The following is a 26,002-nucleotide window of genomic DNA, read 5'->3' as shown; positions in this document are numbered from 1 at the left end:
CGCCCGACGGGCGAAACCGCCAGGCGACGCGGCGACCGTAGGGAGCCGCGGAGCAGTAGCGAGGTTCCGAACGGAGTGAGGAACCTCGACAAAGCGCAGTGGGGAACGTAGTGACCCGCGAGCATAGCGAGGTTTCGCAGCCGGCGAGACCTCGGGGCGAACCGGCGACCGCAGGGAGCCGGAGAGCAGTAGCGAGGTTCCGAACGGAGTGAGGAACCTCGACAAAGCGCAGCGGGGAGTGGAGCGACCCGCGAGCAGCGAGATATCGACCGAAGGGAGATATCTCGAAGCGGAACGGGGAACGTAGTGACCCGCGGAGCAGTAGCGAGACTCCGCCGGAACATGCGGCATGCTTTTTTCGGCCCCGGTGGAACGGGCGCGTATGCTCTCCCGCGAGAACCAGATTTTGCTGGGCTGTGGCGCCCTCGCAGTACTGTTGAGCTACACTGCCGCCTGGCTGGACCTCCCCGGACCGCTCGTGCTGGCGCTACTGCTTGGCGTCGGCGTCGTCCTGCCGTTTTTCGTCAACGAACGCCCCGACATCGGGGCGTTCCTCTCGGGCGAGCACGAGCACACCGAACGCGAGTAATAATATTTAATTAGCAGGCGTGTCTCCGCACAGACACGATGGCCGAGGCGCTCTCGACGGCCGACCTCGTCCTGGCGAGCATCGCGATAGCGATGGCGCTTTCGGCCTTTGGAGCCGTCGCGACCTCACTCAGCGTCGCCGTCGCCATGGCCGCGGGCTCGATACCCGCGACCGGCTCTATCGGCTACGCGCTGTTTTACAACCCGCCGACGGACGCGTGAGCGCAACGGGTCAAGACCCACGCTCGCCGGCACAGCGAGCACGCCGGAATCACACGATTTTTTGCGGTGTTCGGTGTAACGTCTCGCATGGCAACGTCGAACACGTCGTCGTCTGACGTGCCGGGAGTGGGGCTCCAGGCGGCGCTGGACCGGGCCGAATCACACAGCTGGGAGTACGGCCATACCTGTGTCGAGCGGGAAGGTCAGCCCCGCGAGACGTGGACCGACGAGACGGGCCGGCAGTCGCTGACCGTCTTCGACGTCACCGAACACACCGTCGTGCTCCGGGTGCAGACACCCGTCGGTCGCGAGTCCTTCTACGGGATGGCCGACCGAGATTACGAGGCCGTTCGGGGCTCGTTCACCGACGACGGCTGGACACTGACACAGCGCCAGCGTCGTCGCTGAGCGGGCGTCTCGCTTCGCAACACTGTGAGGACCGCCGACGGTCGCAAACGGCGCTCGCTACTGTGCTGTCGGCGAGCTGTCCTCGCCCATGACCTGCTTGACTTGCAGGGCCGCCGAGGCGGCGATACCCTGTGCGAGGTCGTCCCGTTCGTCGGCGGAGATGGTCGCCGACTCCGGGTCTTCGGGCCGGTAGTCGGCACTGACCACAGAGCCGACCGGCGGCTGGACCGCGATCGTCGCTCGTGGCCCTGTCTCGCTGTCACTGACTTCCGACCCCACCACGAACTCCCCCGGGAGTAGCTCTCGCGTTCGGGCCGCGACACTCGCGAGGTCCCGGCGCAGCGTCTGGCGCTGTTCACGCGTGAGCGTTACTTTCTCCGTCTCGCCACCGAACGGCGAATTACCGTACATGAAGGTTCTGCTTGGGGTAGGTAGCTGACTGATAAAAAGCCAGTGGCTTTGCGAGAATGTTGCCGTCGAACCGCGTCTATCCGGCGAAAGCTCGGCTTATAGGACCGGATGGCTCTCGCCGTAGGTGGCGATGACCACCGCGCTTGCGTGGCGGTCCTCGGGCGCGACCGACTCGACGCGGACGTCTTCCTCGACGAACGCCCAGTCACGGAGGGCCCGCCCGGCCGCCAGTCCCTCGCGAATCTCTTCGCGCACGGTCTCGGGGTCGGTCCCGTCGACCTCGTAGAAGATACCGGGACCGTCCTCGCTGCGGGCCCAGCCGATGCCCGCGGCTGCCCGCTCGCCCGGCGCGGCGGTCGCGGCCGACTGGACCACCTCCAGGGCCTCGCCCGGCGGACCCAGGTCGGGGGCCGTCCCCGCGAGTTCGATGGCCGGACCGGCGGGGATGACCGACGAGAGCGTCACCAGGTTGTAGTTGTGGACGCCGGCCTCGGAAAGCGCCGCGTCGTACGACGACAGCGCGGTCGGGCCAGTAGCGGTCCCCCACACGACCTGGATGGTGCTCATGTCTGTGCGTGGCGGACCCGGCCGCTAAGGGGTTTCGTTTCGCCCGCGGCGCGGGGCGAAAGCCGGCACGTTCGGCGCGGCAAGCCGAGCTTATCCGGGCCGTCCGCGCCGCCGAGCGTCGACAACGCGGCGATAACAATGGCCACGTGGTCCTTCCTGTCGACTGATGCAAGTCACATACCTCGAATCGGCGGCGGTGCTGATCGAGACCGAAGACACGTCGGTCCTCTGTGACCCGTGGCTCGTCGACGGGGCGTACTACGGCTCCTGGGCCCACTACCCCGAGCCCGATTTCGAGCCCGAGGATTTCAACGACGTGGACTACATCTACGTCTCCCACGTCCACCCGGACCACTTCCACCCGGACAGTCTGGCCCGGATGGACGACGACATCCCCGTCCTCATCCACGACTACCGCTGGGACTACCTCCGAGACGCCGTCGAAGAGCTGGGCTTCGAGGCCGTCGAGCTACCCCACGCCGAACGATATGCCCTCGGCAGCGACACCCACATCCAGATTCTGGCCGCCGACGGCTGTGACCCCGAGCTCTGTGGCAACTTCTTTGGCTGCTCGTGGTACGACAAAGAGGCCGACCAGGACGGCTCGACGCAGGTCGACTCGATGGCCGTCATCGCCGACAGCGAGGAGACGGTGGTCAACACGAACGACTGTCCCTACCCCATCGCCGAGTCCAGTTGCAAGAAAATAAAGGCCGAGTACGGCGAGATCGACCTGCTCTGTCACCAGTACAGCGCCGCGCAGTTTTACCCGCAGGCGGTCACCAACTACGACCACGAGGAGAAAATCGAGGAACGAGACCGCGTCATCCGGGAGAAACACGAACTGGCCCTGAACTTCATCGACCTGTTCGAACCGACGTACTACCTCCCCTTCGCCGGCGAGTACGTCCTCGCGGGCGAGCTCGCCGAGCTCAACGAGTACACCGCCAATCCCCCGCGAATCGAGGCCAAAGAGTTCTTCGAGGAACACACCGGGCCCGAACACGAGTGTGTCTTCTTGAACTCCGGCGAGCATATCGACGTCACGACCGGCGAGCGCTCGGCCCCCTTCGAGCCCATCGACCAGGACGCCAAACAGGAGTACATCGAAACCGAACTCGCCCCCCGCGAGTTCGACTACGAGCACGACCCGATACCGAGCCTGCAGGATTTCCGGGCGTACGTTCCGCTGGCCTACGAGAACATGGAGGGCAAGCGGGCCAACATCGGCTTCGAGAGCGACACCACCGTCCTCGTCCCGCTCGTCGACGACGTCTGCCTGGAACTGTCGATGGACGGGTCGGGCTTTTCTTACACCAGCGACCTCGATACCGACGACTACGACGACGGCTGGGTGAAGATGGATATCGACCCCCGGCTGCTGATGCGTCTGTTCGAGGGTCCCCACCGGGCCTACTGGGCCGACGCGAAAATCGGCTCGCACATCGGCATCAGCAAGGAACCGGACATCTACGAACGGGGTCTCTACAACTGTCTCGGGGAGTTCCACGCCGACGGCGCCGACGTGCAGGCGACGGCGAGTCACGCCCGCGCCGGGTCGGACTGAACCGGGTTAACGGCGCTGTGGCCGCGAGCGAGTGGTGTGGCTCTGCCACACCCGAGCGAAGACGGGGAAAGGCAGGATGTCCAGCGTGAGCATCCGACGACGAAGTCGTCGGTTCACCGGAATCGAGGCCTAAGGCCGAGATTCCGGCCTTTTTCGCGAACGTTTTTCAAGGAGTGGTGGACGAGCGGAGCGAGTCCACCCGACGCAGAAAAAGGTTCTCAGGCGAAGGCAACCGGCTGACTGCCCGTCTCCTCGTCCTGGTCGATTTTCTCCAGTGCGTCGTAGAGGTCGGCCTGCTCGATGGTGGTCCGGTCGTCGCGGATGGCGAACATCCCGGCCTCCGTCGTGAGCGAGGCAAGCTCGGCCCCCGAGAGCCCCTCGGTCTCGGCGGCGAAGGCGCCCAGATCCACGCCGGCGCCGAGGTTCATCTCCTCGGTGTGAATCTCCAGAATGCGCTCGCGACCATCGACGTCCGGATTCGGGACTTCGATGAGGCGGTCGAACCGGCCCGGGCGCAGGATAGCGCGGTCGAGCATATCGAAGCGGTTGGTCGCGGCGATGATGCGGATCTCACCGCGGTCGTCGAAGCCATCCATCTCCGAGAGGAGTTGCATCATCGTCCGCTGGACCTCGGCGTCGCCGGAAGTCTTCGATTCGGTTCGCTTGGCCGCGATAGCGTCAATCTCGTCGATGAAGATGATAGCGGGCTGGCGCTCGGAGGCCAGTTCGAAGAGGTCCCGGACGAGGCGGGCGCCCTCGCCGATGAATTTGCGTACTAACTCCGAGCCGGCCATCTTGATGAAGGTGGCGTCGGTCTCGTTGGCGACGGCTTTCGCGAGCATCGTCTTGCCGGTGCCGGGCGGCCCGTGCAGCAGGACGCCGCTCGGGGGTTCGATGCCGACGTCCTTGAACTGCTGGGCGTTCAGCAGCGGTTCCTCGACGGCCTCTCGGACTTCTATCAGCTGTTCCTCGAGCCCGCCGATGTCCGCGTAGGTCACGTCGGGCGAGCGCTCGACCTGCATCGCCTGGGCGCGCGAATCCGTCTCGGCTTCCAGAATCTGCTTGACGCTGAAGGAGTCGTTGATGGCGACGCGGTCGCCGGCCTCGAGCGTGTCCCGAATCGACGGCGAGACTTCCGTCAGCACCTCCTGGTTGTTGCCGTGCTGTTTGACGACGACGCCGTCGTCGGTCAGCTCCTCGGCCGTCGCGATGTACAGCGAGGAGGTCTTGAGCGTCTCGTTTTCGCGTTCGAGCTGGTCGACGTCCTCGGAGAGGTCGGCCTGGCGTTCCTGGGCGCTGTCGAGCTGGTCGGTGAGCTGTTCGTTGACACGGACTATCTCTTCGAAGTGATCCCGGAGCGCCTCCAGACGCTCTTCCGGCGTCATCTCTGGGTCGAGGTCGAGGCGTGGTCGTTCCGGAAGCGAGGGACTGCGCGACATTTGACTGCCCGGTACTACCGGTTGAGACTAAAAGTGCCTTTGGGTCACACACCCGGCTTGTGTCGGCCAAGCGTCTCGTTTGCCCGCCCGGGCGGGTGCGAGAGATGTCCGAATCCTACTGCAGGCTCGCGAACTCGTCGAGATACTCGCCGTAGGTGTCGAGGGCCGACTCAACGGGGTCGGGCGAGGCCATGTCGACGCCGGCGCCACGCAGCAGTTCGAGCGGGTACTCCCGGGAGCCGCTGGAGAGGAAGTCGATGTAGCGCTGAGCCGCGGGCTCGCCCTCGTCAAGAATCCCATCCACGAGCGCGACGGCAGCGGAGATGCCGGTCGCGTACTGGTAGACGTAGAACGCCCGGTAGAAGTGCGGGATGCGCATCCACTCGCGGGCGATACGGTCGTCCAGTTCGGCGGGCGCGTAGTACTCGCCCTTGAGGTCGGCATAGAGGTCGTCGAGTCTGTCGGGGGTCAGCGGCTCGCCGGCCTCGGCCATCTCGTGAGTGCGGTGTTCGAACTCCGCGAACATGGTCTGGCGATAGAGCGTCGAGCGGAACCGCTCGAGATACTCGTTGAGGACGTGCCGGCGCAGCTGCTCGTCCTCGACGGTGTCGAGCAGGTGGTGGGTCAGCAGCGTCTCGTTGACGGTGCTTGCGACCTCGGCGACGAATATCTCGTAGCCCGAGTAGACGTAGGGCTGGGACTCGCTGGTGTACTCAGAGTGCATCGAGTGGCCGAGTTCGTGAGCCAGCGTGTACATCGACTCCACGTCGTCCTGGTAGTTCATGAGGATGAACGGCTGTGAGTCGTAGGTCCCGCCCGAATAGGCGCCGGACTGCTTGTGCTTGGTCTCGTAGACGTCGACCCACCGCGAATCGAGGCCCTCGGCCAACCGGGACTGGTACTCCTCGCCCAGCGGCGCGACAGCCTCGGTGACGTACTCACAGGCCTGCTCGTAGCTGACTTCGGGCGATTCCTCCTGGACGAGCGGAACGTAGAGGTCCCACATCCGCAGGTCGTCGCCCTCGATAGTGTCGGCTTTCAGCTCCGCGTGGCGGTGGAGCGCGTCCAGGTTGTCGTTGACGGTGTCGACGAGCGTGTCGTACACCTCGCTTGGCACGTTGGGGCCGTTCAGCGCGGCCTCGCGAGCGGTGTCGTAGTTGCGGGCCTGCGCGAGCTTCACGTCCGTCTTCACCGAGTTCTTGTACGCGGTGCCGACGGCGTTTCGCACGCCCTCCCACTCGTCGTAGAACGTCTCGTACACCCGCTGGCGAAAGTCGCGGTCGGGGTGTTTCTGCAGCGTCGTGAAGTTGTTGAGCGTGATGGGCTGGGCGTCGCCGTCGGGCCCCTCCACCGTCGGGAACTCCATGTCGGCGTTGGCGAGCATGTTGTACACCTCGCCGGCGGCGCCGGTGACCTCACCCAGTTCCGCAAGCAGGTTCTCGACCTCCGTCGAACGGGTGTGGGGTTTCATCCGGAGCACGTCGTCGAAGTAGTGCTCGTACTCGGCCAGGTCGGGTTCGGCCTCGACCAGCTCGTCGATGTCGTCCTCGGTCAGCTCCTGCAGTTCGGGTTCGAGGAAGGAGGCAGCGGAACTCGCCTCAGAGGAGAGCGACTGCGAGCGGGCAGTGAGCGCCTGGTAGGTGTCGTCGGTCGTGTCCTCGTCCCGGCGCATCCGGGCGTAAGAGGCGACGTTCGAAACCGTACGCATCAGCTGCTCGTAGGTTTCGAGCGTGGCCAGCAAGGTCGCGGCGTCGTCCGTGCAGCGGCCCTCGTAGGCCTCGAGGTCCTCGATTAGTGCTTCTGCCTTCTCGTAGGCCGCCTCCCATGCCTCGTCGTCCGCGTAGAGGGATTCGAGGGCCCACTTGTACTCCTCGTCGATATCGTCGCGTGCGGGTACCGAACTCATGTGCCTCGGGTTAGGAAAGGCGCCGAAGTAAGCCTTTCCGGGCTAGTAGACAGGACAGTTGAGTCTGAAAACAGCGTTACTAACAGCCAGAAAGCCCCGAGCGGCGACGGTCCTGCGACTCGTTGTGGTCCTCGGTCACTGCGTTCCCTGCGGTCCTTACATCGTCGGGGTTTCCGTCGCCGCTCGCCCCTTTCAGTCCGCCCGTAGCCGGTTGGCCAGCCGGCATGGGTGGACTGATAGGGGCGGTCAGCTACACGACGGCGGGCGACGTAAGCACTGGAACGAACGTAGTGAGTGAAGGGCGTCGTTCGAGAGAGCAAAGCTCTCTCGTGATCACGAAAGGCGCGTCGCGCCTTTCGGACGACAGCGAGCCCCCCGAGTGTAGCTGGGCGGGGCTTTCTGGCTGTTTCGAACGTTCGCAGGGTCGACTACGGCGACGCTTTACTCTAGCCCCGAAACCACACACTCTGCAACCCGCGCCGCAGTCTGGCGTTCCACTCGCAGCTCTTCGAACACCGAGCGAGCGCTGTCACTGGCCTCCTCATCGGTCTCGAACGTAACACCTGGATAGTCGACGCCGGTCAGCACCAGCGGATAAGCGGGTGCGGGAGCGACCCCCTCGGGTCCGGGTAGCGGCTCGTCGTCGAAGACGCAGTCGACCTTCGATGGCGGGGCCGCACCGCGGATAATCTCGTCGAGCAGGCCGACGACCCGCCGGACCAGCTGGCGGCAGAACCCGCCCGCAGCGAGGGTCACGACCAGCAGGTCCCCGTCACGCTCGAGGTGTCCGCGAAGCTCCCGCACCGTCCCGTCGTCGTCGGGCGTGAGGTTGTGGTAGTCGTGCCGACCACAGATGGCCTCGAGCGTCTCGGCGGCCAGGTCGTCGTCGGCTCCGGGGGCGGACAAGAAGTAGGTGTAGCGACGGTCGGCCGCGTCGTGGGTCGCGTGGAAGTCCTCCGGAACGTCGGCGCTGGCCCAGACGCTGACATCGGCGGGCAGTTCGCTGGTAAACGCCGTGGGTGTCAGCCACTCGGGAGCCTCGAAGGCGACCGTCTGTGCAACGGCGGAGACGCCCGCGTCGGTACGGCCGGCCGCCGCATAGCCCTCGGGGACCGCGTCGCGCTCACAGACGCCCAGTCGGGCCAGGCCGGCCAGAAGCGCCCGCTCGACGGTCGGCACGTCGGGCTGTCGCTGGAACCCGCTGTAGGGCCGGCCGTCGTAGGCGACCCGAAAGGCGCGCATGGCGCGGTGTTTGAAGCGCTTGCACTTGTGCCCCCCGGCTTTTCCGTGTCCGCCGATAACAGACGATTGAGCGACGACCGGGCGAGTTCTCACCGGGCGAGGACAGTAGCGGGGTCCCACTCGGCTCCGCTTTGCCGCCGGCGGAGCGGCAGCCGTGTCGCCGAGTGGACCCTGCGGCTTTACCAACGTCGGGACCCTAGCTGGCAATAGAATGGCTAACTCCGCCGAGGACAGTCGCCAGTTCCCCCGTCCGCCACATGACTTTACCGACGGCGAGAATCGGACGGTCCGGATGGCGGCGTACGACGGCGAGGCCGAGCCGCTGGTGTCGATGTACACCGACTTCGACGCGGACTCCCGGTCCCAGGGCGTCCCGCCCCGAAAGGAGCCCGCCATCCGCGAGTGGGTAACGACCCTGCTGGAGGAGGGGCTCAACGTCGTCGTGTGGCACGACGACCGACCGGTGGGCCACGCCGTGCTGGTGCCGGTCGAGGACAACAGCTCGGAGCTGGCCATCTTCGTCCACCCCGACTACCAGTCGGCGGGCATCGGGACGGAGCTAATCAAAGTGTTACTGGGCCACGGCCAGGCGGAAGGTATCGAGCACGTCTGGCTGGCCGTCTCCCAGCGCAACCACGTCGCGATGCGCGTCTACCGCTCGGTGGGCTTCGAGACCCGCCTGCGCGAACACGTCGAAATCGAGATGGAACGGGACCTCTAGAGCTCCAGTTCGCGTTCGCGGTCGGCGAGCCGTTCGGTCTCGACCAGCCGTTCGAGCCGTCGTTCGAACTCCTCGTCGGTCAGTTCTCCCTGGGCGTATCGTCCGCGGAGGGTAGCTATCGGCGTGTCGGCAGTGGTCGCCGCCATCTCGTCCGCTGTTTCGAGCGGGGCGGATTCCATCTCAGACGATTCGACCGCTGACGACGCCGTCCCGAGAATCAGGACGAGCGGCGTGGCAATCAGGAAGCCGACGACGAACAGCGCCGCCGCGAGCCGTGGGAGTCCGAAGAGACCGAGCAGGATTGCGAATCCGTACGAGAGGACCGTGACGACGGCGGCGAGCCGCCACGTCCCGAGGGACGGCACCATGTATCAATAGAGTGACGTTAGGCTGAAAAAGCTAGGCCGTCACTCGGCGAAGTCGGCGAAGGTCGGCCGGTCGCGGTCGCCCGGGAACTCGTCGACGGGAACGGCAATCTGCTCGCCGTCGTCCATCTCCTTTATCGTTATCTCGTCGTTTTCGAGGTCGCGCTCGCCGACGATGACGACCGTCTCGGCGTTGACGTTGTCGGCATAGCCCATCTGTGCGCCAAAGGAGCGGTCGGCGACGTCGGTCTCGACGACGTGGCCCTTCTCGCGCAGGTCGCGGGCGATTCGCGCGGCGGTCGGCCGCGTGTCGCCCACCTGCAGGACGTAGTAGTCGGTCGCGAGCGCTTCCTCGGGCCAGACGCCCGCCCGCTCACAGAGCAACTGCAGGGTGGCGTGACCCGGGGCAAAGCCCACCGCGGGCGTCGGCTGGCCGCCGAAGCCCTCGATGAGGTCGTCGTAACGACCGCCGCCGAAGACCGACCGTGAGACCTCGCCGGTCGCGTCGAAACACTCGAAGACCACACCCGTGTAGTAGTCCAGCCCGCGAGCGGTCGACAGCGAGAGCGTGAGCTGGTCCCGAACCCCGAAGTCGTCGGCGGCCGAGAGCACTGCACGGAGGTTCTCGGTCGCCGCGGCGACAGTGTCGGACCGGGCAGCGAGCGTGTCGAGGTCGTCCTCGCCGGTTTCCAGCAGGTCGTCGAAGGCCTCGGCGTCCTCGTAGCTGAGGCCGGCCTCGTACAGCAGGTCGAGATACGCCTCGCGGTCGACCTTCGCGCGCTTGTCGACGGCGCGGATGGCCTCGCGGGTGTCGACGTCGGCGTCGAACGACGCCAGCAGGCCCGAGAGGATATCTCGGTGGGAGACCCGAATCTCGAAATCGTCGTCCTCGAGCCCGAGGTCAGAGAGCATATCGACGGCGACGGCCAGAATCTCGGCGTCGGCGTCGGGCTCGCTGGAGCCGAAGATGTCGACGTTGGTCTGGTAGAACTCCCGGAACCGGCCCTGCTGGACCTGCTCGTAGCGCCAAAACGGTCGCGTCGAGACCCATTTGATTGGTTTCTGGAGCTCCTGTTGCTTGGCGACCATCATCCGCGCGACGGTGGGTGTCAGCTCCGGGGTCAGCGCCACCTCGCGGCCGCCCTTGTCCTCGAAGCTGTACAGTTCCTCGACGATCTCCTCGCCGCTCTTGTCCGTGTACATCTCGGTGGGTTCGAGCGCCGGCGTCCCTATCTCCCGGAAGCCGTAGCGCTGGGCGGTGCTCTCGATGGTGTCCATCGCCCAGCGCCGCGAACCCATCTCCTCGGGGTAGAAGTCACGAAATCCCTTGACGGAGTCGTACATACCAGCGCGTACAGCGAGGGCGCGCTTGAAACTGTTCGTTCGCGCCTCGCTGGCGCGACCGGGCCACCGATTCCTGTCATTTGATGGATATTATCGGCCCACGTCGGCATGAAAAGAGTTACAGGAGCATACCGCAGGACTCAGGACAGTGACGTCGACTGACGACAGCGACCTCGTGAGCGTGAATCGACCCGTCGCCAGCGTCCAGAAGCTGGCCTCGGCAGCACTCTGTCTCGTCGCGGTGGGCCTGAGTGGCTACGCGGCAGTGAACGAAGTCTGGTCTTTCGCCGCCATCTTCGCCCTCGGGCTCGCCCTGGCCGTCCAGTCCTACAGAGCCGTCGACGACCCGACAGCCGGGCTATAGTTACCGGCGTTCCAGACGGTGAAGAGGGCGCTACCGCCGGCCACGCACCCGGGACTGGGTGTGGTCGGGAAAAACCTCGTCGACGGCGCCGTCGCCGTACGCCCCGACCAGCAGCGCACGGAGTTCCACCTCGTAGTCGGCTTTCGGAATCTCGGCGCTCGGCCCCGTCTCGACTACGAGTTCGTCGGCGACAATATCGTCGATGGCGCCCCGACCGATACCCGCAAGGGGGGCCAGATAGTCTACGCCGAAGCGGTCCTCGACGCTCTGGGCGAGCGGGCGCTCGATAGTCGGGACGCGGTCGTCCCGGCGGGTGCCGTCGGCGACGGCGTCCAGCTCGTCGGTCCAGTCGCCGGCAGCGACCCGCTCGACGGCGTGCTCGTGGACCTGCTGGATGCCGTTTCGGGGGTAGCCGTCCTCGTGCATCCGCTCGACCGCCTCGCGGGCCACGTCGGGGTCCAGGGCGACCGTCTCGTGGGGAAAGCCGAGGGCTTCGGCGGCTTCCCGGGCGGGTTCGGGGTCGACGACGCCGAAGCTGGCGGTCACGAGCGTCACGTCGTAGAAGTCCTCGAGCACGAGCCCCGCCAGTGTAGAGTCCTTGCCGGCGCTGAACAGCAGGGCCGCGCGCATCTACCGGCGCTTGATGTCGAAGCTCTTCGAATCGGGCGTCAGCTCCGAGAGGAGCTGTTTCATCTGCTCCTCGTCGATGGTGTCGCCGACGCGGCCGCTGCGGGCTAAGGCGACAATCTGCTGTTCGACCTGCTCGCCCACGTCCGGTTTGGACATCTTGACCGTGTTGAGCCGCTTGCGGGCGCCGTCGGTCAGGTGCTGGCGGAGGATGGCCTTCTTCTGGGCCTCGGCCTGCTGCTGGGCGGCCTGCTGGGCCTCGGCGTCGCCCTCGCCCTGTTGCTCCTTGAGCTGTTCCATCTTCTGCTTGCGGAGCTCTTCGAGTTCCTCCTCGCTGGGGTCACCACTCATAGATATCAACAGCTACCGGGTTCGGCGGGAAAACGATTTCGGAGCCGCAGTTATGCGTAGCGTTCGAGTTCGGGACGGTCGAGGTCCGAGAGGACCTCGCCGGCGGTGTCGTCGAGCAGGCTCCGACCCTCGCCGGTGACGCGTCGGCCGTCGGCCTCGCTGGTCTCGACGTAGCCGGCCGTCTCGAGCTGCTGGAGCGCGGTGCGGATGATGGAGCCCGACCCCTCGGCCTTCTGGTGCGGGCGGACGCGGTAGCGGGTGGTACCCTGTTTCGAGGTGCCGTACTCGGTCTTGAGGGCGTTGACGCCCATCGGGCCGTCGACGGCGACCTTCCGGAGCAGGCTGGCGGCGCGTCGCTCCCAGAAGTCCGGCTGTTCGGGCGGGAGTTCGCGGTCGACGCCGGTCTTGGCGACGGCGGTCCACTCGGGGGCCTCGATGTCGTCATCGTCCTTGAGCGTCTCGGTGAGGGCCTCGATGAGGTCCTCTGCGGGCACGTCGTAGAGTGTCGTCATTGGCCCTTGCTTCCCGTTGGCGTCATTTAAGCGCATCGTTGTCCGGCCCAGGGCGTGAACGGTCACCACGCCGGAGCCGTCCCAGCAGGCTCACTCTCTGGCGTTCGCCGCGGCGTGGTCGGCACCGAGAGCGCTCGCGACGCCGGCGCCGAGCAACAGCGGGAACAGATACGTCGCCCCGCGGTGGATGAGCACCGCCGAGGCCGCCACGGCCGCCGGGACGGTGGTCGTCGAGACCAGCAGCGTCACGAGCACCGTCTCGATGGCACCGGAACCCCCGGGCAGCGGCGCCAGACTCGCGATACTGCCGACCGGAACCACCAGCAGCGTCGTCGCGACGGGGACCGCGTAACCGACGGCGTACAGCGAGAGCCACAGCGACCCTGCGAGCGAGGCCCAGCCCAGCGCCGAGAAGCCCAGCGTCTGCAGCAGCGTCTTCCGGTCCGTGGCGATGCGGTCGATGGCGGCGAAGAAACTCTCGATGCGGGCCGCGATGGTCGCCGTCGTCGGCGGCGACCACTTCGGGACGGTGTGACCGAGCCAGCGGATGACGGGGGTCAACAGTCTGATGACCGCCTCTTCCAGTTCGTAGCGGTAGCGCCAGCCCAGGAACCCGGCGACCGGGAGCCCCACCGCCAGCGCCGCGACGGCGACCGCGGCGAAAGCGAGGTTCCGCCCGAGCTGGACGGCACCCGCCGTCACGAACGTGAACCCGGCGATGGCAAAGGCGACCGAGGGGACGAAGTGGGCCGTGTCGACGCTGGCGATGGCGGCCAGCCCCGTCTCGTACTCCGTGTCGGCCGCCGAGGAGATGAGCAGCGCCGAGAGCGGCTCGCCGCCGGCCTGCCCGAAGGGGGTGACGTTGTTCGAGAAGACGGCGCCGGCGTAGACCAGCACCGCCAGATAGGCCCGAATCGGACTCCCGAGGGCCCGCAGCACCGACCACAGCGCCAGCCCCCACGTGGTGAGCCAGAGGACGGCGAGCGCGCCGACGAGGACGAGCGCGACCGGGTCCGCCGCCAGCAGCGCCGCGACGGTCCGGTCGACCCCGACAATCCACACCAGCACCGCGAGCACGGCGAGCGCGCCCAGAAAGCCCGCAATCGTCGCCGCGCGATTGCCGTCCATACCACATCGGTGGGCCGTCTGGGGTTTGAACGTACCGACCAGTGGACTGATATGTGACGACGGCGAGGACGAACAACTGGAACGGCCAGAACGCCCCGGCCGGTTGGTCAAACAGCTACGGGTGGTGTGTTCTGGCTGTCCGCAGTCACTATTGAGTCGCCCTCGGGCGCCGAACATCCACCGTCGTTTTTACCAACGGCTGCTAGAACCGCGTATGGACGAACAGACCGCGCTGGGACTCGTCAGCGACCGGCTGACGGCCGCCGGTGACGATTGTGCGGTCGTCGACGGGCAGGTCATCACGACTGATATGCTCCACGAGCGGACGGACTTCCCGGCGGGGACGAGCCGGTACACCGCTGGCTGGCGGGCCGTCGGCGCGTCGCTGTCGGACGTGGCGGCGATGGGGGCCGAGGCCACGGCGGCGGTCGCGGTGTACGCGGCCCCCGAGTTCGACGAGACTGAACTGGGGGCCTTCCTCGACGGCGCGACGGCGGTCTGTGACACGGTCGGGGCGGAGTACGTCGGTGGGGACCTCGACGGCCACGACGAGTTCACCGTCGCGACGACCGCGCTGGGCGAGACCGACGACCCCGTGCGCCGGTCGGGTGCCGAACCCGGTGACGCGCTCTGTGTGACCGGGACACTGGGTCGGACGGCGGCGGCGATTCGCTACTTCGACCGGGGCGATGTCGAGGCGGCCAACGAGCTGTTCCGGTTCACGCCGCGGGTGGCCGCGGGCCGGGCGCTTGCCCCCTACGCCTCGGCGATGCTTGACTCCAGTGACGGGCTGGCTCGGTCGGTCCACCAGCTCGTCGCGGCAAGCGACTGCGGCGCGGCCCTGACCGGGCCGCTGCCCATCGACGAGCGGGTCGACGGGCTGGCCGAGGACGACGCGGACCGGCGGGAACTGGGCGTCTTCTTCGGCGAGGATTTCGAGCTGGTGTCTGCGGTCCCCGAGGCCGAGCTGGCGGCGGCCCGGGCGGCGACGCCCTGCCCGCTCCATCGGGTCGGGACGATTACCGAGTCGGGCGTCACACTCGACGAGGAACCGCTGCCCGACCGCGGCTACTCGCACTGACGGTCGGCGGCGAGTGTCGACGCTACCTGCTCGACAGCTCTGGTTGCGGCACTGGCGCGCTCCTCGTGGGTCAGCCCTGCCAGCGGGTCGTCGGCGGACGAGCCGTCTTCGGAGAGCATGTGCTGTCAGGGTAGCGGTGGGCCAGCCACCTATAACGGGCCGATATTTCAGCACTGTTTACACGATTCGGGCGAGTTCATCTGCCCCAGCCATCGAGTCCGGTCGTCGACAACAGAGAGAGCAGCCGGTCTCGACGGGAGCCCGGTTAGGCAGTGACTATCTCGAACGGAATCGGTGTGAAACACGCCAGGCCGAGCGCGAAGGTCACGACCCCGAGCAACGTGCGTCGGCTGTCGAGGGTGTCGTCGACGGTCGGCCGTGCGGGTCCGGCGTAGGCCATCCCCGCCGAGAGCAACCCCCAGAACACCCACAGCGTCCAGACGCCGTAGCCGATGGGCGGGGCGTCCTGCGTGAGATAGAGGAAGCCGGCGAGCGCGAACAGGCCGCCGGGGACCGCAGCGGCGACGGTCTCCTGGCGCTGGCCGACGATGGCGCGGACGATGTGACCCCCGTCTAGCTGTCCGACCGGCAGGAGGTTCAGGAAGGTAAAGAACATCCCCGCCCAGCCGGCGAAGACGACGGGATGGACCGCCTCCGTCGGTCCCACCGCGGTCCCGACACCGAGAGTCCTGACGAACGCCTCGATTGCCTGCATCAGTAGCGGGTCGTGGAAGTTGATGGCGTACTCGGCCCCACCCGACCGGACGCGCTCGGGGACCGCTATGGGGTCGAGCGTGAAGCCGACGACTGTGACGACGACTGTCGCGACAAGCCCCGCAAGCGGCCCCGCGACACCGATATCGAAGAGGGCCTTGCGCGAGGGGATGTGCCCGCGGATGTTGATGACGGCACCCATCGTCCCCAGCAGGGAGGGGAAGGGAATGAAGTACGGAAGGGTGACGTCGACGCCGTGGTAGCGGGCGGCGGCGTAGTGACCCAGCTCGTGGATGCCCAGCACGCCCAGCATCGCGACGACGAAGGGCCAGGCCTCGAACAGGCGCAGTGGTTGCTCCGTGACCGGGATGTAGTACCAGCTGCTCGCACCGACAAACAGCGTCGAGGCGATAGTCGCGATCAGCAGCGCGACGTTGAGCCACGGTATCCCGCTGCTGTCCCGGGGTTCGGCCACCAGCGCGTACTGCTCGGTCGCCGGGGTGCCGAATCCGTCGTCTGCCGGCTGGACGGGTGGACCCGAACCCGGTTGCGCGGGCGACTGCGGGGCCGGCTGTCGTTCCAGCGACAGCGTATAGCCCGACTGGGCAAACTGCGGGCGGAGCGTCTCGACGACGGCGTCGGGTCGGACCAGGGGCTCGCCGAAGTACCGGACTGTGCCGTCGCTCCGGTCGACTGCTGCCACGTGGAACACACCTGCGAGTTCGTCGGGGGACGGCGCCTCGTCGCCGTGGCCACTCATCGGCTACTGGTAGTCGGCGAGGACATTAATACTCGGTGCTCCGACTGAACAGAGCGATAGAGGGGGGGGGACCAGGTGGTGTGAACGTCGCTACGCGGGTTCGATACGCCAGGTGGTTGCGCTCGTGTACGACCACTTCTCGACGTGTATCTCCGTCGCGCTGTCTTTAAGTTTGACCATCAGGGCACCGATTTCCTTGGGGGAGAGTCCGACTTCGTCTGCGATGAACTTGCTCTTGAAGTACATCTCACCATCGGCTGCCTTCTCCGCCAGGAACGACCTGAGTCGCTGTTCTTTCGAGGGTGCTTCCTCACCGGAGGGCTGCGTAGTAGCGCTCATCTGTGTCACCTCGTTTCTCACGTGGTTCGGGAGGAGTATATAAAGGAAGGAAGGTTCGCGTCGCTTCGGGGACTTTCAGGCCAAATCAGCCCAAATAGTACTTTTTACGACTGTTTCTAAGGCCCCCAAACATTTTATAACTGCTTCTAAATCCTCTATTTCGGTTTTCAGGAAGGCTCGGTTTTGGGGGTGGAAAGCGGGAATCGAGGACGGTTTCCCGGCCATTTAGCGGCAATATTACTCCGTCGGCGTCAGACGCCTGGCAGCCGTTCGGGCGTCCGGGCTTGACAACGCTTAAGCGCCTTTCGCGGTTACGCCGGGCCAATGAAAGTCGTCATCTCTGTCGGTGGGAGCGTCCTCGCCCCAGACCTCGAACCGGACCGGGTAGCCGATTACGCGGCCGCCATCCAGTCACTCGATACGGCGGGCCACACCCTGGGGGCGGTCGTCGGTGGCGGCCCCACGGCCCGCGAGTACATCACCACCGCCCGGGAACTGGGCGCAAACGAGATAGAACTCGACCAGCTGGGTATCGCCGTCACCCGGCTGAACGGTCGCCTGCTCATCGCCGCTCTCGACGACCGCGCCGCGCCGACGCCCGCGGAGAGCTACGAGAGCGGCCGCGAGGCCATCCGCCGCGGGGATATCCCCGTCCTGGGCGGAATCGTCGCCGCACAGACCACCGACGCCGTCGCCGCCGCCTTCGCCGAGTACGTCGGCGCCGACCTCCTCGTGTACGCGACCTCCGTCGACGGCGTCTACGACGCCGACCCCAACAGCGACGGCGAGGCGACCCGCTTCGACGAGCTGACCGCCGGTGAACTCGTGGACGTCATCGCCGACATGGAGATGAACGCCGGCAGTTCGGCGCCGGTGGACCTGCTGGCGGCCAAGGTGATACAGCGCTCGGGGATTCGGACCATCGTACTGGACGGCACCAACCCCCAGCGGGTCGTCGACGCGGTACAGGACGACGACTTTGCGGGCACGGAAATCCTCCCGGAGGCATAGATGGCCGAGGATCCCTACGAGGTCGGCCGCGGCAGCGAGCGAGCGTTCTGGGCCGAGTCGGTCGCCGACGCCATCGAGGCCCGGGAACCCGACGACCCAATCGTTATCAAGGGCGGCGTCTCGCCATCCGGCGTCCCACATATCGGCCACTTCAACGAGATAATGCGTGGCTACTACGTCGCGCAGTCTCTGCGCGACCGGGGCCACGAGGTCCGACAGGTGTTCACGGCCGACGACAAGGACCGCCTGCGGGCGGTCCCCCGACAGCTCGCCGACCTCGAGTGGAACATCGTGGGGCTGGGCGACGTGAACGCCGGCGCGCTCGGGCGCAATCTCGGGAAACCCTACACCGACATCCCCGACCCCTTCGACTGTGACTGTGGCTCGTATGGCGCCCACTTCACGAACCTGCTGAAAAAGAGCGCCGAGCTGGTGGGTGTCGACGTCGACTTCGTCTCGAACACCGAGCTCTACGCTGACGGGGAGTTCGAGGCCGTCAGCCGGCGAGTGCTGGATCGGGCCGACCGCGCCCGCGAGGTGCTTTCGGAGTACCAGAACAAGGTCGACGACGACTACGTCCCCTTCCTGCCCCAGTGTCGCGAGTGCGGGAAACTCACCGAGGGCGTCACCGAGGTCGACCTCGAGGCGGGCGAAGTGCACTACGTCTGTACGGACGTCGAGGCGGGCGACCAGACCATCGAGGGGTGTGGCCACGAGGGCGTCGCCACGCTCCGGGATGGCAAGCTCCCGTGGCGCTTCGAGTGGCCCGGCCAGTGGGAGATTCTGGGCGTCGACTTCGAGCCCTTCGGCAAGGACCACGCCGAAGGCTCCTGGCCCTCCGGCGAGGACGTCGCGGAGAACGTCCTCGACATCGAGCCGCCGGTGCCGATGGTCTACGAGTGGTTCACCCTGGAGGGCGAACCGCTCTCCTCGTCGTCGGGCAACGTCGTCACCGTCGACGAAGTCCTCGAAATTCTCGAACCCGAAGTGCTGCGATACTTCTTCGTCAAGAACCCCCGCAAGCAGCGGGACTTCTCCGTCGAGAATGTCGACAGACTGGTCGACGAGTTCGACCGCTTCGAGGAGATATACTTCGGCGATGTCGAACCCCGCGACGAGGCCGAGCGCGAACTCGCCGAGCGGGCCTACCCCATGGTCGTCGACGACGTGCGCGAGGACCGCGTTCGCATCCCCTATACCTTCGCCGCCGTCCTCGGGATGACCGAGGACCCCGACGTCAGGGAGCAAATCGCTCGCAAGGAGGGTCACATCCCCGAGGACGCGCCCGAGTGGGCCGTCGAGGACGCGCTGGCCCGCGTCGAGCGCGCCCAGCGCTGGGCCCGCCGGACCGGCAACGAGTTCGACTACGAACTCAAGCGCGCCGAGCTGCCCGACGTCGACTTTGCCCCCGAGATGGAAGCGGCCCTGGACGAGCTGGCCGACTACGTCGCCGAGGGACACGACGGCGAAGCGATACAGAGCGAGATATACGAGACCGCGAAACGCCACGATATCGAGATGTCGGACTTCTTCGCCGCGGGCTACCGGCTGCTGTTCGACGACACCGAGGGGCCACAGCTCGGGACCTTCATGGGGAAACTCGACCGGGGCTTTGTGGTCAAGCGGCTCCGACGGGAAGCGTAAGTCGGCAGCAGGAGCGGATGCAGTAGCGGTGGCCGGGAGCGCGTTCCATCGCGCGAAGACGGGGGAGGGCAGGCGGTCACGAGCATACCGCGCCGAAGGCGCGGTTTCACGCGAATCGCCAATGGCGATTCGCGCCTTTTTCGCCCACGTTTTTCGAGGCGTGGTGCGCGAACGGAGTGAGCGCACCCAACGACGAAAAAGGTGGAACCAAACCCTCTTGCTTTGCTGGCCCAATCTTCCAGTGAATGGTGGACACACTGACGTGGGTCCTCGTCGGACTCGCCGCGTACACGCTGGCGGCGATGGCGCTCAAATCACGTGGTGTATTACCGGAGTACGTCAACGTCAGCGGCCCACTCGCGACGTTACACACCCAGCGGGGAAAGCAGATACTGACGCGGTTGGCCCGCCCGAAGCGGTTCTGGCGCGCGTGGGGGAACCTGGGGGTCGGTGCCGCCCTCGTCGTGATGGTCGGCTCGTTCCTGCTGGTCGCCTACAGCGCGTATCAGGCGGTGGTCAACCCCCAGCCCTCGGCGCTGAACGAGCCACGGAACGCGCTGGCGATTCCGGGCGTCAACGACTTCCTGCCGCTGTCGGTCGCACCCGAAATCGTCTTCGGACTCCTCCTGGCGCTGGTCGTCCACGAGGGGGGCCACGGGCTGTTCTGCCGGGTCGAGGATATCGACATCGAGTCGATGGGCCTTGCGCTCCTGTCGGTCATCCCCATCGGGGCCTTCGTCGAACCCGACGAGACGGAGCTGCTGAAGTCCGACCGCGGCGCACAGGTGCGGATGTACGCGGCGGGCGTGACCAACAACTTCGCGCTGTCCTTTCTCGCGCTCCTCTTGCTTTTCGGGCCGATTGCGGGCTCTATCGCCGTCGTCGACGGCTACCACGTCGGGGGCACCGTCGAGGCGACTCCCGCGGCCGAGGCGGGCATCGAATCCGGCGACGTGATAACGGGTATCAACGGCCAGGCGGTCCAGCGTCCGGGCGACCTGGAGTCGACGCTCGCGGCGACCAACGAGACGCGCGTGACCGTCCAGTTTCGCGATAAGGAGTCGGTGACGGTCCAGCGGTCAGCTGTCGTCAGCAGCGCCATCCAGAGTTCACCCCTGGAAAGCGGAGACACCATCGTCAGCGTCAACGGGACGAACGTCTCGACGGGCGGGCAGTTCGTCGACGCCGCGCGGGCCAATCCCGTCGCGGAGATCCGAACCGAAGACGGCCGCACCGAACAGCTGCCAACCGGGAGTTACGCGCTGGTCCAGGCCGACGGGGCGCTCGCGAACGCCGGTGCACCGGCCGAGTCCGGCATCGTCATCACGGCGATAGACGGCGAGCGAACGGTGAATACGGCCGCACTGGTCGACGTGCTGGACAATCGGTCCGCCGGCGAGTCGGTCACCGTCACGGCCTATGTCGACAGTGAGCGACGGACCTACAACGTCACTGCCGGCGACGACGGTGACGGCGGCGCCCTGCTCGGTATCTCCCCCGAGCGAGGCGTCTCGGGTATCACGGTCGACGACTTCGGTCTCGACCGGTACCCCGCCGCAACGTTCCTCGATTTCATCGGCGGAGATTCGGGCGGCTCCTCGGACGTCGGTGACCTGAGCGTTGTCCAGCGGTTCGCGACCGTACTGGTGCTCCCGGTCATCGGCATCGCGGGACAGCTTGGGTACAACTTCCCCGGCTTTACCGGGTTCGCGACGAACTTCTACACCGTGCAGGGGCCGCTGGCCGCCCTCGGGGAGTCGACGGTGTTCCTCCTCGCGAACGTCCTGTTCTGGACCGGCTGGATAAATATCATCATCGGCCAGTTCAATCTCATCCCGACCTACCCGCTCGACGGCGGTCACATCCTCCGGGCCTCGACCGAATCCGTCGTCTCCCGGTTACCGGTGCCCGGTCGGCGGAGCCTCACGACGGCGGTGACACTGGCCGTGACAGCGTCGATGATCGGCGGCCTCTTCGTGATGCTGTTTGGCCCCCGTTTCTTCGCCTGAGAGGGGCCGGCTCCCCCGGCGTTTCGTTACCCATTTACTCCCCGCGATGAGAGAGGGCGTATGTTCAGACAGCTCCGCTCCGAGGCCGAAGACGCGCTCCGTTCGGCGTTGACGGCTCTCGATCTGCCGACCGAGGACCTCGGTATCGAGGAGCCCCCGGAGGACGTCGAGGCCGTGCTCGCTTCGAGCGCCGCGTTCCGGCTGGCCGGCGAGGTCGGCGCGCCGCCGCCGAAAGTGGCCGCCGACATCGCCGACGCCATCGACGCCGCCGACCTCGAGTACGTCAGCGACGTGACCACGCAGGGCCCCTACGTGAACTTCCTGCCGAGCGACGCGTACTTCGCCGAGACGCTGGGGGCGGCCACGGACGAAAGCTACGGTCGGCTGCCCGACCGCGACACCAGCGTCGTCGTCGAACACACCTCCGCGAACCCGACCGGCCCGGTCCACGTCGGCCGGGCGCGCAATCCGATAATCGGCGACGCCATCGCCCGCGTGCTCGACTACGCCGGCTACGACGTCGACCGCCACTACTACGTCAACGACGCGGGCCGCCAGATTGCGGTGTTCACCTGGGCCTACGAGACCTTCGACGAGTCCGACCTGCCCGAGCCCGAGCGTGACTCGCCCGAGTACGAGATGGTCCGCTACTACCGCAAGGGCAACAGTTTCCTGGAGGACGGCGAGGAGAGCGAGGTCGAAGCGGCCGAACAGGAGGTCCAGACCATCCTGCAGGGGCTCGAAGACGGCGACGAGGCCACCTACGAACGCGTCGCCGAGGTCGTCGACACCGTGCTGGGCGGGATGCAGGACACACTCGCGCGCCTGCCCGCCGAGTTCGACGAGTTCGTCAAGGAGACCCGGTTCATGCGCAACGGCGACACCGACGCGCTCGTGGACCGGCTGCAGGAACTCGACTGTGCCGTCTACGACGAGGACGCCTGGCAGCTCGACCTGCCCGACTTCGAGAAGAACCTCGTCTTCCTGCGCTCGGACGGCACCTCCCTCTATACGACGCGTGACCTGGCCCACCACGAGTGGAAGTTCGACAACTACGACCGCGCGGTCACCGTGCTGGGCGAGGACCACCATCTCCAGGCTGACCAGCTCGCTGCCGCGCTCGACCTGCTCGGCAACGACACCGACCGGCTCCAGCAGGTGTTTTACTCGTGGGTCAACCTCCCCGAGGGCGGCATGAGCACACGTGAGGGCACCGGCATCGACCTGGACGACCTGCTGGACGAGGCCATCGCCCGCGCCCGCGAGGAAGTCGAGCGTCGACTGGACGACCGGACGCGTGGCGACCTAGACGAGAGCGACATCGAGCGCATCGCCCACCAGGTCGGCGTCGGCGCAGTGCGGTACGACATCGTCTCGAAACAGCCCACCAAGGGCATCACCTTCGAGTGGGAGCGCGCTTTGGACTTCGAGGCCCAGTCGGCCCCGTACGTCCAGTACGTCCATGCCCGGTGCTGTGGTATCACGGAGGACGCCGGCGAGATACCCGACGACCCCGACTTCGACCAGCTGGGCGAGCCCGAAGAGCTGGACCTCCTTCGCGTGCTCGCGCGGTTCCCGGCCGTCGTCGAGGAGGCCGCCGACGACCTCCAGCCCCACACGGTCGCGACCTACACGCGCACTGTCGCCGAGACGTTCAACGCCTTCTATCGGGAGTGTCCCGTCCTCGACGCGGACGAACAGACGCGTGCGGCCCGGCTCGCACTCGTCGCCGGCACCCGTCACACCGTGGCGAACGCGCTGGACGCTATCGGTGTCGACGCACCGACCTCGATGTGACGCACCGTCTATGAACCCGGTTTACAGCGGTCGACACAGCTAGTCAGGGTTTTCTGGCTCACAGGACTCATAGCGGTCGCTGCGTCTCAAGAACCGATACCACTCGGCACGAAAGAGAGAGCGGACACTAATTGAACAGGCCGAAGACGCCGCCGGAGCTCTCCTCGTCGGCGTCGTCCTCGTCGGCTGCGGCCTCCGTCTCGTCGAGGAACCAGGCGTCGTCGACGATGGTGTCGAGGTCGGCCTCGGCGGTGTCGCCCCTGAAGAACACGCCCTCCAGGGCGTCTGTCAGGCGGAGATAGGCGTCCGCTGCGGGGCTGTCGGGTTCGTTGCGGACGAGTGGCTCCTCGTGGGTCGCCTGCGGGTCGTCGGGGATGACCGCAAGCAGCGGGAAATCGAAGCGCTCGTTGATGTCGGCGACGTCCGTGTGGCGGGTGACGCGGGTGATGAGCCCGCCGATAACGTTGCCGTCGATGCGGTCGGCGAGCTGGGCAGTCTTGACCGTGTCGCCGACGGCGACCTCGTCAGGGGTCGTGACGAGGACGATGCCGTCCGCGAGCCCGAGCGGGACCGCGACCTCGTGGCTCAGCCCGGCGCCCGTGTCGATGATGACGACGTCGTAGGCGGCCCGCAACGTCTTGATGACTTTGCGGAGCTTCGCCGGGTCGGCGTCGGCGAAGGCGTCCAGCGACTGCTCGCCGGCGATGACGGTCAGCCCGCCGGGGGCGTCGGTCAGCGCCTCGCTGACGGCCGCGTCGCCGGCCAGAATCTCGTGGACACTCTTTTCGGGTTCGACCGCCAGCATCGAACCCAGGTTGGCCATCCCGAGGTCGGCATCGACCACCGCGACGTCGTAGCCGAGTTCCTGCAGTCCCGCACCGACGTTGACAGCAGTCGTGGTCTTGCCGACCCCGCCTTTCCCGCCTGCGATGGTACAAACATACCCCGCCATAATCTGTTGTCTGTGTTCAATAGGGGCAGTCATATAAACCCGGCTGTCCGTGAGCCGTCATGACAAGTGAGTAATACCCGAGAACGCACGCTACTGATGTGGTGTCGGTACCAGTGGAACGGTTTGCCGGCCTTGAGAGGGCAGGTAATAGCTCGCGCCCCCTGCTCGTAGGTCGCTGGCCTCGCCCTGCTCGATTCGCCCGCTTGTCTCACGGTTCGCTTTCGAGGTCCTCGAAAACCGAAGATTCGCGATCTGTGCAAGACCGCCGGTCTTGCAACATCACGAGACGGCAAAGCCGTCTCGAACGACCTCGCTGCGGTCGGTCTCGCTCTCCCCGTTCGACTGGAAGGAGGCGTTCGCGAAGCTCACGCCTCCCTGCTCCAGGTTCGCTACGCTCACCGTTCCGCTTCGAGACCCTCACTACGTTCGGCTCTCGCTGCTCGCGGGTCGTCACTTCGTTCCCCGCTGTGCATGCCAGAGGTTCTCGCGCTGCTCGAACCTCTCTGTCAACAGGTTCTTACGCAGCCTCACCGAAACAAAGACAATGAGTGAGCAGGACGGACAGGAGCAATCTGACAAACAGAAGTACGAGTTCAAGAAGGTCATAGAGGAACTCAAAGGGTACGAGGGCTCTGGTACCCAGCTCGTCTCTATCTACGTCCCCGAGGACAAGCAGCTGAGCGACGTGGTCGCCCACGTCACCCAGGAACACTCCGAGGCGTCGAACATCAAATCGAAGGCCACCCGGACGGCCGTCCAGGATGCGCTGACCTCCATCAAGGACCGCCTGCGCTACTACGACCACAGCCCGCCCGAAAACGGGATGGTGCTGTTCTCCGGGGCCATCGACAGCGGCGGCGGCCGGACCAACATGGTGACCAAGGTGCTCGAATCGCCCCCCGACCCCATCGAGTCCTTTCGCTACCACTGTGACTCGGCCTTTCTCACCGAGCCACTGGAGAACATGCTTGCCGACAAGGGTCTGTTCGGGCTCGTCGTGCTGGACCGGCGCGAGGCCAACGTCGGCTGGCTCAAGGGCAAGCGCGTCGAACCCGTCAAGTCCGCCTCCTCGCTGGTGCCGGGCAAGCAGCGCAAAGGTGGTCAGTCCGCCCAGCGATTCGCCCGCCTGCGCCTGGAGGCCATCGACAACTTCTACCAGGAGGTCGCCGGCATGGCCAACGACCTGATGGTCCCCGACCGCCACGAGATGGACGGCGTCCTCGTGGGCGGCCCCTCACCGACCAAAGACGAGTTCCTGGACGGCGACTACCTCCACCACGAGCTCCAGGACATGGTGCTTGGGAAGTTCGACATCGCCTACACCGACGAGTCCGGCCTCTACGACCTCGTCGACGCCGCGGAGGACGTCCTCGAAGAACACGAGATGCTCCAGGACAAGCAGGTCATGGAGGAGTTCTTCAAGCAGCTCCACGACGGGGACAAGGCCACCTACGGCTTCGACCAGACCCGCCAGAACCTGAACATGGGCGCCGTCGAGGAGCTGCTCATCTCCGAGGACCTCCGGAAGGACGTCGTCGCCTACACCTGCGAGAACGGCCACGACGAGTACGAGCTCGTCGACAGCTCGAAGGCGACACCCGACCACGAGTGTACCCGCTGTGGCGCCTCGGTCGACGCCGAGGACGGCGAACGCGAGGACGCCATCGACCACCTGATGGAGCTGGCCGACCAGCGCGGGACCGAAACGGTGTTTATTTCCACGGACTTCGAGAAGGGTGAGCAGCTACAGACCGCCTTCGGCGGCGTCGCCGGACTGCTCCGCTACTCGACTGGCGTCTGACCCATCCAGAATGGGGAATGGGGGGTGGGGAATAGGGGAGTGGGCAGAGTGTCGGTCCACAAGCGGACACACGCTTACGTCTGCCGCATTTCGTGCATGCGACGGGATGTATAAATTTACAGTGCCTAACTC

Annotated in this window: 27 protein-coding genes; 12 read left to right on the top strand and 15 right to left on the bottom strand. The window is 66.2% G+C overall.

Annotated features, from left to right (window positions below):
* Positions 1–382: 382 nt before the first annotated feature.
* The 3 genes from P1K32_RS10740 (at position 383) to P1K32_RS10730 (ending at position 1,218) form a co-directional block, all read left to right on the top strand.
* The gene (locus P1K32_RS10740; RefSeq protein ID WP_276249727.1) at positions 383–589 is read left to right on the top strand and encodes a DUF7987 family protein; all 207 of its coding nucleotides are present in this window, start codon (positions 383–385) and stop codon (positions 587–589) included.
* Between the two features lie 38 nt (positions 590–627).
* Positions 628–810 (top strand): DUF8015 family protein, encoded by a 183-nt coding sequence (locus tag P1K32_RS10735; RefSeq protein ID WP_276249726.1) that lies wholly within the window; start codon positions 628–630, stop codon positions 808–810.
* 87 nt (positions 811–897) lie between these two features.
* The gene (locus P1K32_RS10730) at positions 898–1,218 is read left to right on the top strand and encodes a hypothetical protein (RefSeq protein ID WP_276249725.1); all 321 of its coding nucleotides are present in this window, start codon (positions 898–900) and stop codon (positions 1,216–1,218) included.
* 57 nt (positions 1,219–1,275) lie between these two features.
* Here P1K32_RS10730 and P1K32_RS10725 read toward each other — a convergent pair whose 3' ends face one another.
* The gene (locus tag P1K32_RS10725; RefSeq protein WP_276249724.1) at positions 1,276–1,629 is read right to left on the bottom strand and encodes a DUF5811 family protein; all 354 of its coding nucleotides are present in this window, start codon (positions 1,627–1,629) and stop codon (positions 1,276–1,278) included.
* A 96-nt stretch (positions 1,630–1,725) separates the two neighbouring features.
* A complete protein-coding gene (locus tag P1K32_RS10720; protein ID WP_276249723.1) occupies positions 1,726–2,196 on the bottom strand; it encodes a pyruvoyl-dependent arginine decarboxylase in 471 nt (156 codons plus the stop codon).
* Between the two features lie 166 nt (positions 2,197–2,362).
* Here P1K32_RS10720 and P1K32_RS10715 point away from each other — a divergent pair, with 166 nt between their 5' ends.
* Positions 2,363–3,763 (top strand): MBL fold metallo-hydrolase, encoded by a 1,401-nt coding sequence (locus tag P1K32_RS10715; protein WP_276249722.1) that lies wholly within the window; start codon positions 2,363–2,365, stop codon positions 3,761–3,763.
* A 218-nt stretch (positions 3,764–3,981) separates the two neighbouring features.
* Here the strand turns inward: P1K32_RS10715 and pan2 are convergent, their stop codons facing one another.
* From pan2 to truA, 3 genes are all read right to left on the bottom strand, one after another.
* On the bottom strand, positions 3,982–5,202 hold the full coding sequence (gene pan2, locus P1K32_RS10710) for a proteasome-activating nucleotidase Pan2 (protein WP_276249721.1): 1,221 nt from the start codon (positions 5,200–5,202) through the stop codon (positions 3,982–3,984).
* 115 nt (positions 5,203–5,317) lie between these two features.
* Entirely contained in the window at positions 5,318–7,108 is a 1,791-nt protein-coding gene (pepF, locus tag P1K32_RS10705) for an oligoendopeptidase F (RefSeq protein ID WP_276249720.1), read from the bottom strand.
* A 441-nt stretch (positions 7,109–7,549) separates the two neighbouring features.
* A complete protein-coding gene (truA, locus tag P1K32_RS10700; RefSeq protein ID WP_276249719.1) occupies positions 7,550–8,350 on the bottom strand; it encodes a tRNA pseudouridine(38-40) synthase TruA in 801 nt (266 codons plus the stop codon).
* Positions 8,351–8,561: 211 nt separating this feature from the next.
* Here truA and P1K32_RS10695 point away from each other — a divergent pair, with 211 nt between their 5' ends.
* Positions 8,562–9,071, top strand: a complete 510-nt coding sequence (locus P1K32_RS10695; RefSeq protein ID WP_276249718.1) for a GNAT family N-acetyltransferase — start codon at positions 8,562–8,564, stop codon at positions 9,069–9,071.
* Here the strand turns inward: P1K32_RS10695 and P1K32_RS10690 are convergent.
* Together P1K32_RS10690 and hisS are read right to left on the bottom strand one after the other, a co-directional pair.
* A complete protein-coding gene (locus P1K32_RS10690) occupies positions 9,068–9,439 on the bottom strand; it encodes an SHOCT domain-containing protein (protein WP_276249717.1) in 372 nt (123 codons plus the stop codon). The two genes, P1K32_RS10695 and P1K32_RS10690, sit on opposite strands and share 4 nt — an antisense overlap.
* Positions 9,440–9,478: 39 nt before the next feature.
* Positions 9,479–10,780, bottom strand: a complete 1,302-nt coding sequence (gene hisS / locus P1K32_RS10685) for a histidine--tRNA ligase (RefSeq protein WP_276249716.1) — start codon at positions 10,778–10,780, stop codon at positions 9,479–9,481.
* Positions 10,781–10,928: 148 nt separating this feature from the next.
* Here hisS and P1K32_RS10680 point away from each other — a divergent pair, with 148 nt between their 5' ends.
* Entirely contained in the window at positions 10,929–11,144 is a 216-nt protein-coding gene (locus tag P1K32_RS10680; protein WP_276249715.1) for a hypothetical protein, read from the top strand.
* Between the two features lie 30 nt (positions 11,145–11,174).
* On the opposite strand, the gene P1K32_RS10675 is transcribed toward P1K32_RS10680, so the two are convergent.
* The 4 genes from P1K32_RS10675 to P1K32_RS10660 all read right to left on the bottom strand — a co-directional run bounded on the left by P1K32_RS10675 (position 11,175) and on the right by P1K32_RS10660 (position 13,762).
* A complete protein-coding gene (locus tag P1K32_RS10675; protein WP_276249714.1) occupies positions 11,175–11,774 on the bottom strand; it encodes a DUF7411 family protein in 600 nt (199 codons plus the stop codon).
* Positions 11,775–12,122: a DNA-binding protein gene (locus P1K32_RS10670; protein ID WP_220588877.1), complete on the bottom strand. Its 348-nt coding sequence runs from the start codon at positions 12,120–12,122 to the stop codon at positions 11,775–11,777.
* A 50-nt stretch (positions 12,123–12,172) separates the two neighbouring features.
* Positions 12,173–12,634 carry a 30S ribosomal protein S19e gene (locus P1K32_RS10665; protein ID WP_276249713.1) on the bottom strand — a complete coding sequence of 154 codons (462 nt, stop codon included), beginning with the start codon at positions 12,632–12,634 and terminating at the stop codon, positions 12,173–12,175.
* 90 nt (positions 12,635–12,724) lie between these two features.
* The gene (locus P1K32_RS10660; RefSeq protein WP_276249712.1) at positions 12,725–13,762 is read right to left on the bottom strand and encodes a lysylphosphatidylglycerol synthase transmembrane domain-containing protein; all 1,038 of its coding nucleotides are present in this window, start codon (positions 13,760–13,762) and stop codon (positions 12,725–12,727) included.
* 214 nt (positions 13,763–13,976) lie between these two features.
* Between P1K32_RS10660 and thiL the strand changes: the two genes are divergently transcribed.
* On the top strand, positions 13,977–14,843 hold the full coding sequence (gene thiL / locus P1K32_RS10655) for a thiamine-phosphate kinase (RefSeq protein ID WP_276249711.1): 867 nt from the start codon (positions 13,977–13,979) through the stop codon (positions 14,841–14,843).
* Here the strand turns inward: thiL and P1K32_RS10650 are convergent.
* The 3 genes from P1K32_RS10650 to P1K32_RS10640 all read right to left on the bottom strand — a co-directional run bounded on the left by P1K32_RS10650 (position 14,831) and on the right by P1K32_RS10640 (position 16,656).
* Positions 14,831–14,962 (bottom strand): hypothetical protein, encoded by a 132-nt coding sequence (locus P1K32_RS10650; RefSeq protein ID WP_276249710.1) that lies wholly within the window; start codon positions 14,960–14,962, stop codon positions 14,831–14,833. The genes thiL and P1K32_RS10650 overlap by 13 nt on opposite strands.
* A gap of 146 nt (positions 14,963–15,108) precedes the next feature.
* Positions 15,109–16,317, bottom strand: coding sequence for a site-2 protease family protein (locus tag P1K32_RS10645; RefSeq protein ID WP_276249709.1), 1,209 nt, complete (start codon positions 16,315–16,317; stop codon positions 15,109–15,111).
* Positions 16,318–16,407: 90 nt separating this feature from the next.
* Complete coding sequence (locus P1K32_RS10640) at positions 16,408–16,656, bottom strand: DUF7123 family protein (RefSeq protein ID WP_276249708.1); 249 nt, start codon at positions 16,654–16,656, stop codon at positions 16,408–16,410.
* 324 nt (positions 16,657–16,980) lie between these two features.
* Here P1K32_RS10640 and pyrH point away from each other — a divergent pair, with 324 nt between their 5' ends.
* The 4 genes from pyrH (at position 16,981) to argS (ending at position 23,117) form a co-directional block, all read left to right on the top strand.
* Positions 16,981–17,667 carry a UMP kinase gene (pyrH, locus tag P1K32_RS10635; RefSeq protein WP_276249707.1) on the top strand — a complete coding sequence of 229 codons (687 nt, stop codon included), beginning with the start codon at positions 16,981–16,983 and terminating at the stop codon, positions 17,665–17,667.
* The gene (gene lysS / locus P1K32_RS10630; RefSeq protein WP_276249706.1) at positions 17,668–19,311 is read left to right on the top strand and encodes a lysine--tRNA ligase; all 1,644 of its coding nucleotides are present in this window, start codon (positions 17,668–17,670) and stop codon (positions 19,309–19,311) included. It abuts the gene before it with no gap.
* Positions 19,312–19,556: 245 nt separating this feature from the next.
* A complete protein-coding gene (locus P1K32_RS10625) occupies positions 19,557–21,320 on the top strand; it encodes a site-2 protease family protein (RefSeq protein ID WP_276249705.1) in 1,764 nt (587 codons plus the stop codon).
* A gap of 60 nt (positions 21,321–21,380) precedes the next feature.
* On the top strand, positions 21,381–23,117 hold the full coding sequence (argS, locus tag P1K32_RS10620) for an arginine--tRNA ligase (protein ID WP_276249704.1): 1,737 nt from the start codon (positions 21,381–21,383) through the stop codon (positions 23,115–23,117).
* A gap of 127 nt (positions 23,118–23,244) precedes the next feature.
* On the opposite strand, the gene P1K32_RS10615 is transcribed toward argS, so the two are convergent.
* Positions 23,245–24,069, bottom strand: coding sequence for a MinD/ParA family ATP-binding protein (locus tag P1K32_RS10615; protein WP_276252189.1), 825 nt, complete (start codon positions 24,067–24,069; stop codon positions 23,245–23,247).
* A 544-nt stretch (positions 24,070–24,613) separates the two neighbouring features.
* Here P1K32_RS10615 and prf1 point away from each other — a divergent pair.
* Positions 24,614–25,870 carry a peptide chain release factor aRF-1 gene (gene prf1, locus P1K32_RS10610; protein WP_276249703.1) on the top strand — a complete coding sequence of 419 codons (1,257 nt, stop codon included), beginning with the start codon at positions 24,614–24,616 and terminating at the stop codon, positions 25,868–25,870.
* The last annotated feature ends 132 nt before the right edge of the window (positions 25,871–26,002 follow it).

The sequence above is a fragment of the Haloarcula rara genome (assembly GCF_029338235.1).
GTDB lineage: Archaea > Halobacteriota > Halobacteria > Halobacteriales > Haloarculaceae > Haloarcula > Haloarcula rara.
Note: the sequence above shows the minus strand (reverse complement) of the source record. Positions and strands in the feature narration are given on the sequence as shown.

Excerpts from the sequence above, each read along its gene's own strand:
- P1K32_RS10740 (WP_276249727.1), top strand. The coding sequence starts at position 383 with ATGCTCTCCCGCGAGAACCAGATTTTGCTGGGCTGTGGCGCCCTCGCA.
- P1K32_RS10735 (WP_276249726.1), top strand. The coding sequence starts at position 628 with ATGGCCGAGGCGCTCTCGACGGCCGACCTCGTCCTGGCGAGCATCGCG.
- P1K32_RS10730 (WP_276249725.1), top strand. The coding sequence starts at position 898 with ATGGCAACGTCGAACACGTCGTCGTCTGACGTGCCGGGAGTGGGGCTC.
- P1K32_RS10725 (WP_276249724.1), bottom strand. The coding sequence starts at position 1,629 with ATGTACGGTAATTCGCCGTTCGGTGGCGAGACGGAGAAAGTAACGCTC.
- P1K32_RS10720 (WP_276249723.1), bottom strand. The coding sequence starts at position 2,196 with ATGAGCACCATCCAGGTCGTGTGGGGGACCGCTACTGGCCCGACCGCG.
- P1K32_RS10715 (WP_276249722.1), top strand. The coding sequence starts at position 2,363 with ATGCAAGTCACATACCTCGAATCGGCGGCGGTGCTGATCGAGACCGAA.
- pan2 (WP_276249721.1), bottom strand. The coding sequence starts at position 5,202 with ATGTCGCGCAGTCCCTCGCTTCCGGAACGACCACGCCTCGACCTCGAC.
- pepF (WP_276249720.1), bottom strand. The coding sequence starts at position 7,108 with ATGAGTTCGGTACCCGCACGCGACGATATCGACGAGGAGTACAAGTGG.
- truA (WP_276249719.1), bottom strand. The coding sequence starts at position 8,350 with ATGCGCGCCTTTCGGGTCGCCTACGACGGCCGGCCCTACAGCGGGTTC.
- P1K32_RS10695 (WP_276249718.1), top strand. The coding sequence starts at position 8,562 with ATGGCTAACTCCGCCGAGGACAGTCGCCAGTTCCCCCGTCCGCCACAT.
- P1K32_RS10690 (WP_276249717.1), bottom strand. The coding sequence starts at position 9,439 with ATGGTGCCGTCCCTCGGGACGTGGCGGCTCGCCGCCGTCGTCACGGTC.
- hisS (WP_276249716.1), bottom strand. The coding sequence starts at position 10,780 with ATGTACGACTCCGTCAAGGGATTTCGTGACTTCTACCCCGAGGAGATG.
- P1K32_RS10675 (WP_276249714.1), bottom strand. The coding sequence starts at position 11,774 with ATGCGCGCGGCCCTGCTGTTCAGCGCCGGCAAGGACTCTACACTGGCG.
- P1K32_RS10670 (WP_220588877.1), bottom strand. The coding sequence starts at position 12,122 with ATGAGTGGTGACCCCAGCGAGGAGGAACTCGAAGAGCTCCGCAAGCAG.
- P1K32_RS10665 (WP_276249713.1), bottom strand. The coding sequence starts at position 12,634 with ATGACGACACTCTACGACGTGCCCGCAGAGGACCTCATCGAGGCCCTC.
- P1K32_RS10660 (WP_276249712.1), bottom strand. The coding sequence starts at position 13,762 with ATGGACGGCAATCGCGCGGCGACGATTGCGGGCTTTCTGGGCGCGCTC.
- thiL (WP_276249711.1), top strand. The coding sequence starts at position 13,977 with ATGGACGAACAGACCGCGCTGGGACTCGTCAGCGACCGGCTGACGGCC.
- P1K32_RS10650 (WP_276249710.1), bottom strand. The coding sequence starts at position 14,962 with ATGCTCTCCGAAGACGGCTCGTCCGCCGACGACCCGCTGGCAGGGCTG.
- P1K32_RS10645 (WP_276249709.1), bottom strand. The coding sequence starts at position 16,317 with ATGAGTGGCCACGGCGACGAGGCGCCGTCCCCCGACGAACTCGCAGGT.
- P1K32_RS10640 (WP_276249708.1), bottom strand. The coding sequence starts at position 16,656 with ATGAGCGCTACTACGCAGCCCTCCGGTGAGGAAGCACCCTCGAAAGAA.
- pyrH (WP_276249707.1), top strand. The coding sequence starts at position 16,981 with ATGAAAGTCGTCATCTCTGTCGGTGGGAGCGTCCTCGCCCCAGACCTC.
- lysS (WP_276249706.1), top strand. The coding sequence starts at position 17,668 with ATGGCCGAGGATCCCTACGAGGTCGGCCGCGGCAGCGAGCGAGCGTTC.
- P1K32_RS10625 (WP_276249705.1), top strand. The coding sequence starts at position 19,557 with ATGGTGGACACACTGACGTGGGTCCTCGTCGGACTCGCCGCGTACACG.
- argS (WP_276249704.1), top strand. The coding sequence starts at position 21,381 with ATGTTCAGACAGCTCCGCTCCGAGGCCGAAGACGCGCTCCGTTCGGCG.
- P1K32_RS10615 (WP_276252189.1), bottom strand. The coding sequence starts at position 24,069 with ATGGCGGGGTATGTTTGTACCATCGCAGGCGGGAAAGGCGGGGTCGGC.
- prf1 (WP_276249703.1), top strand. The coding sequence starts at position 24,614 with ATGAGTGAGCAGGACGGACAGGAGCAATCTGACAAACAGAAGTACGAG.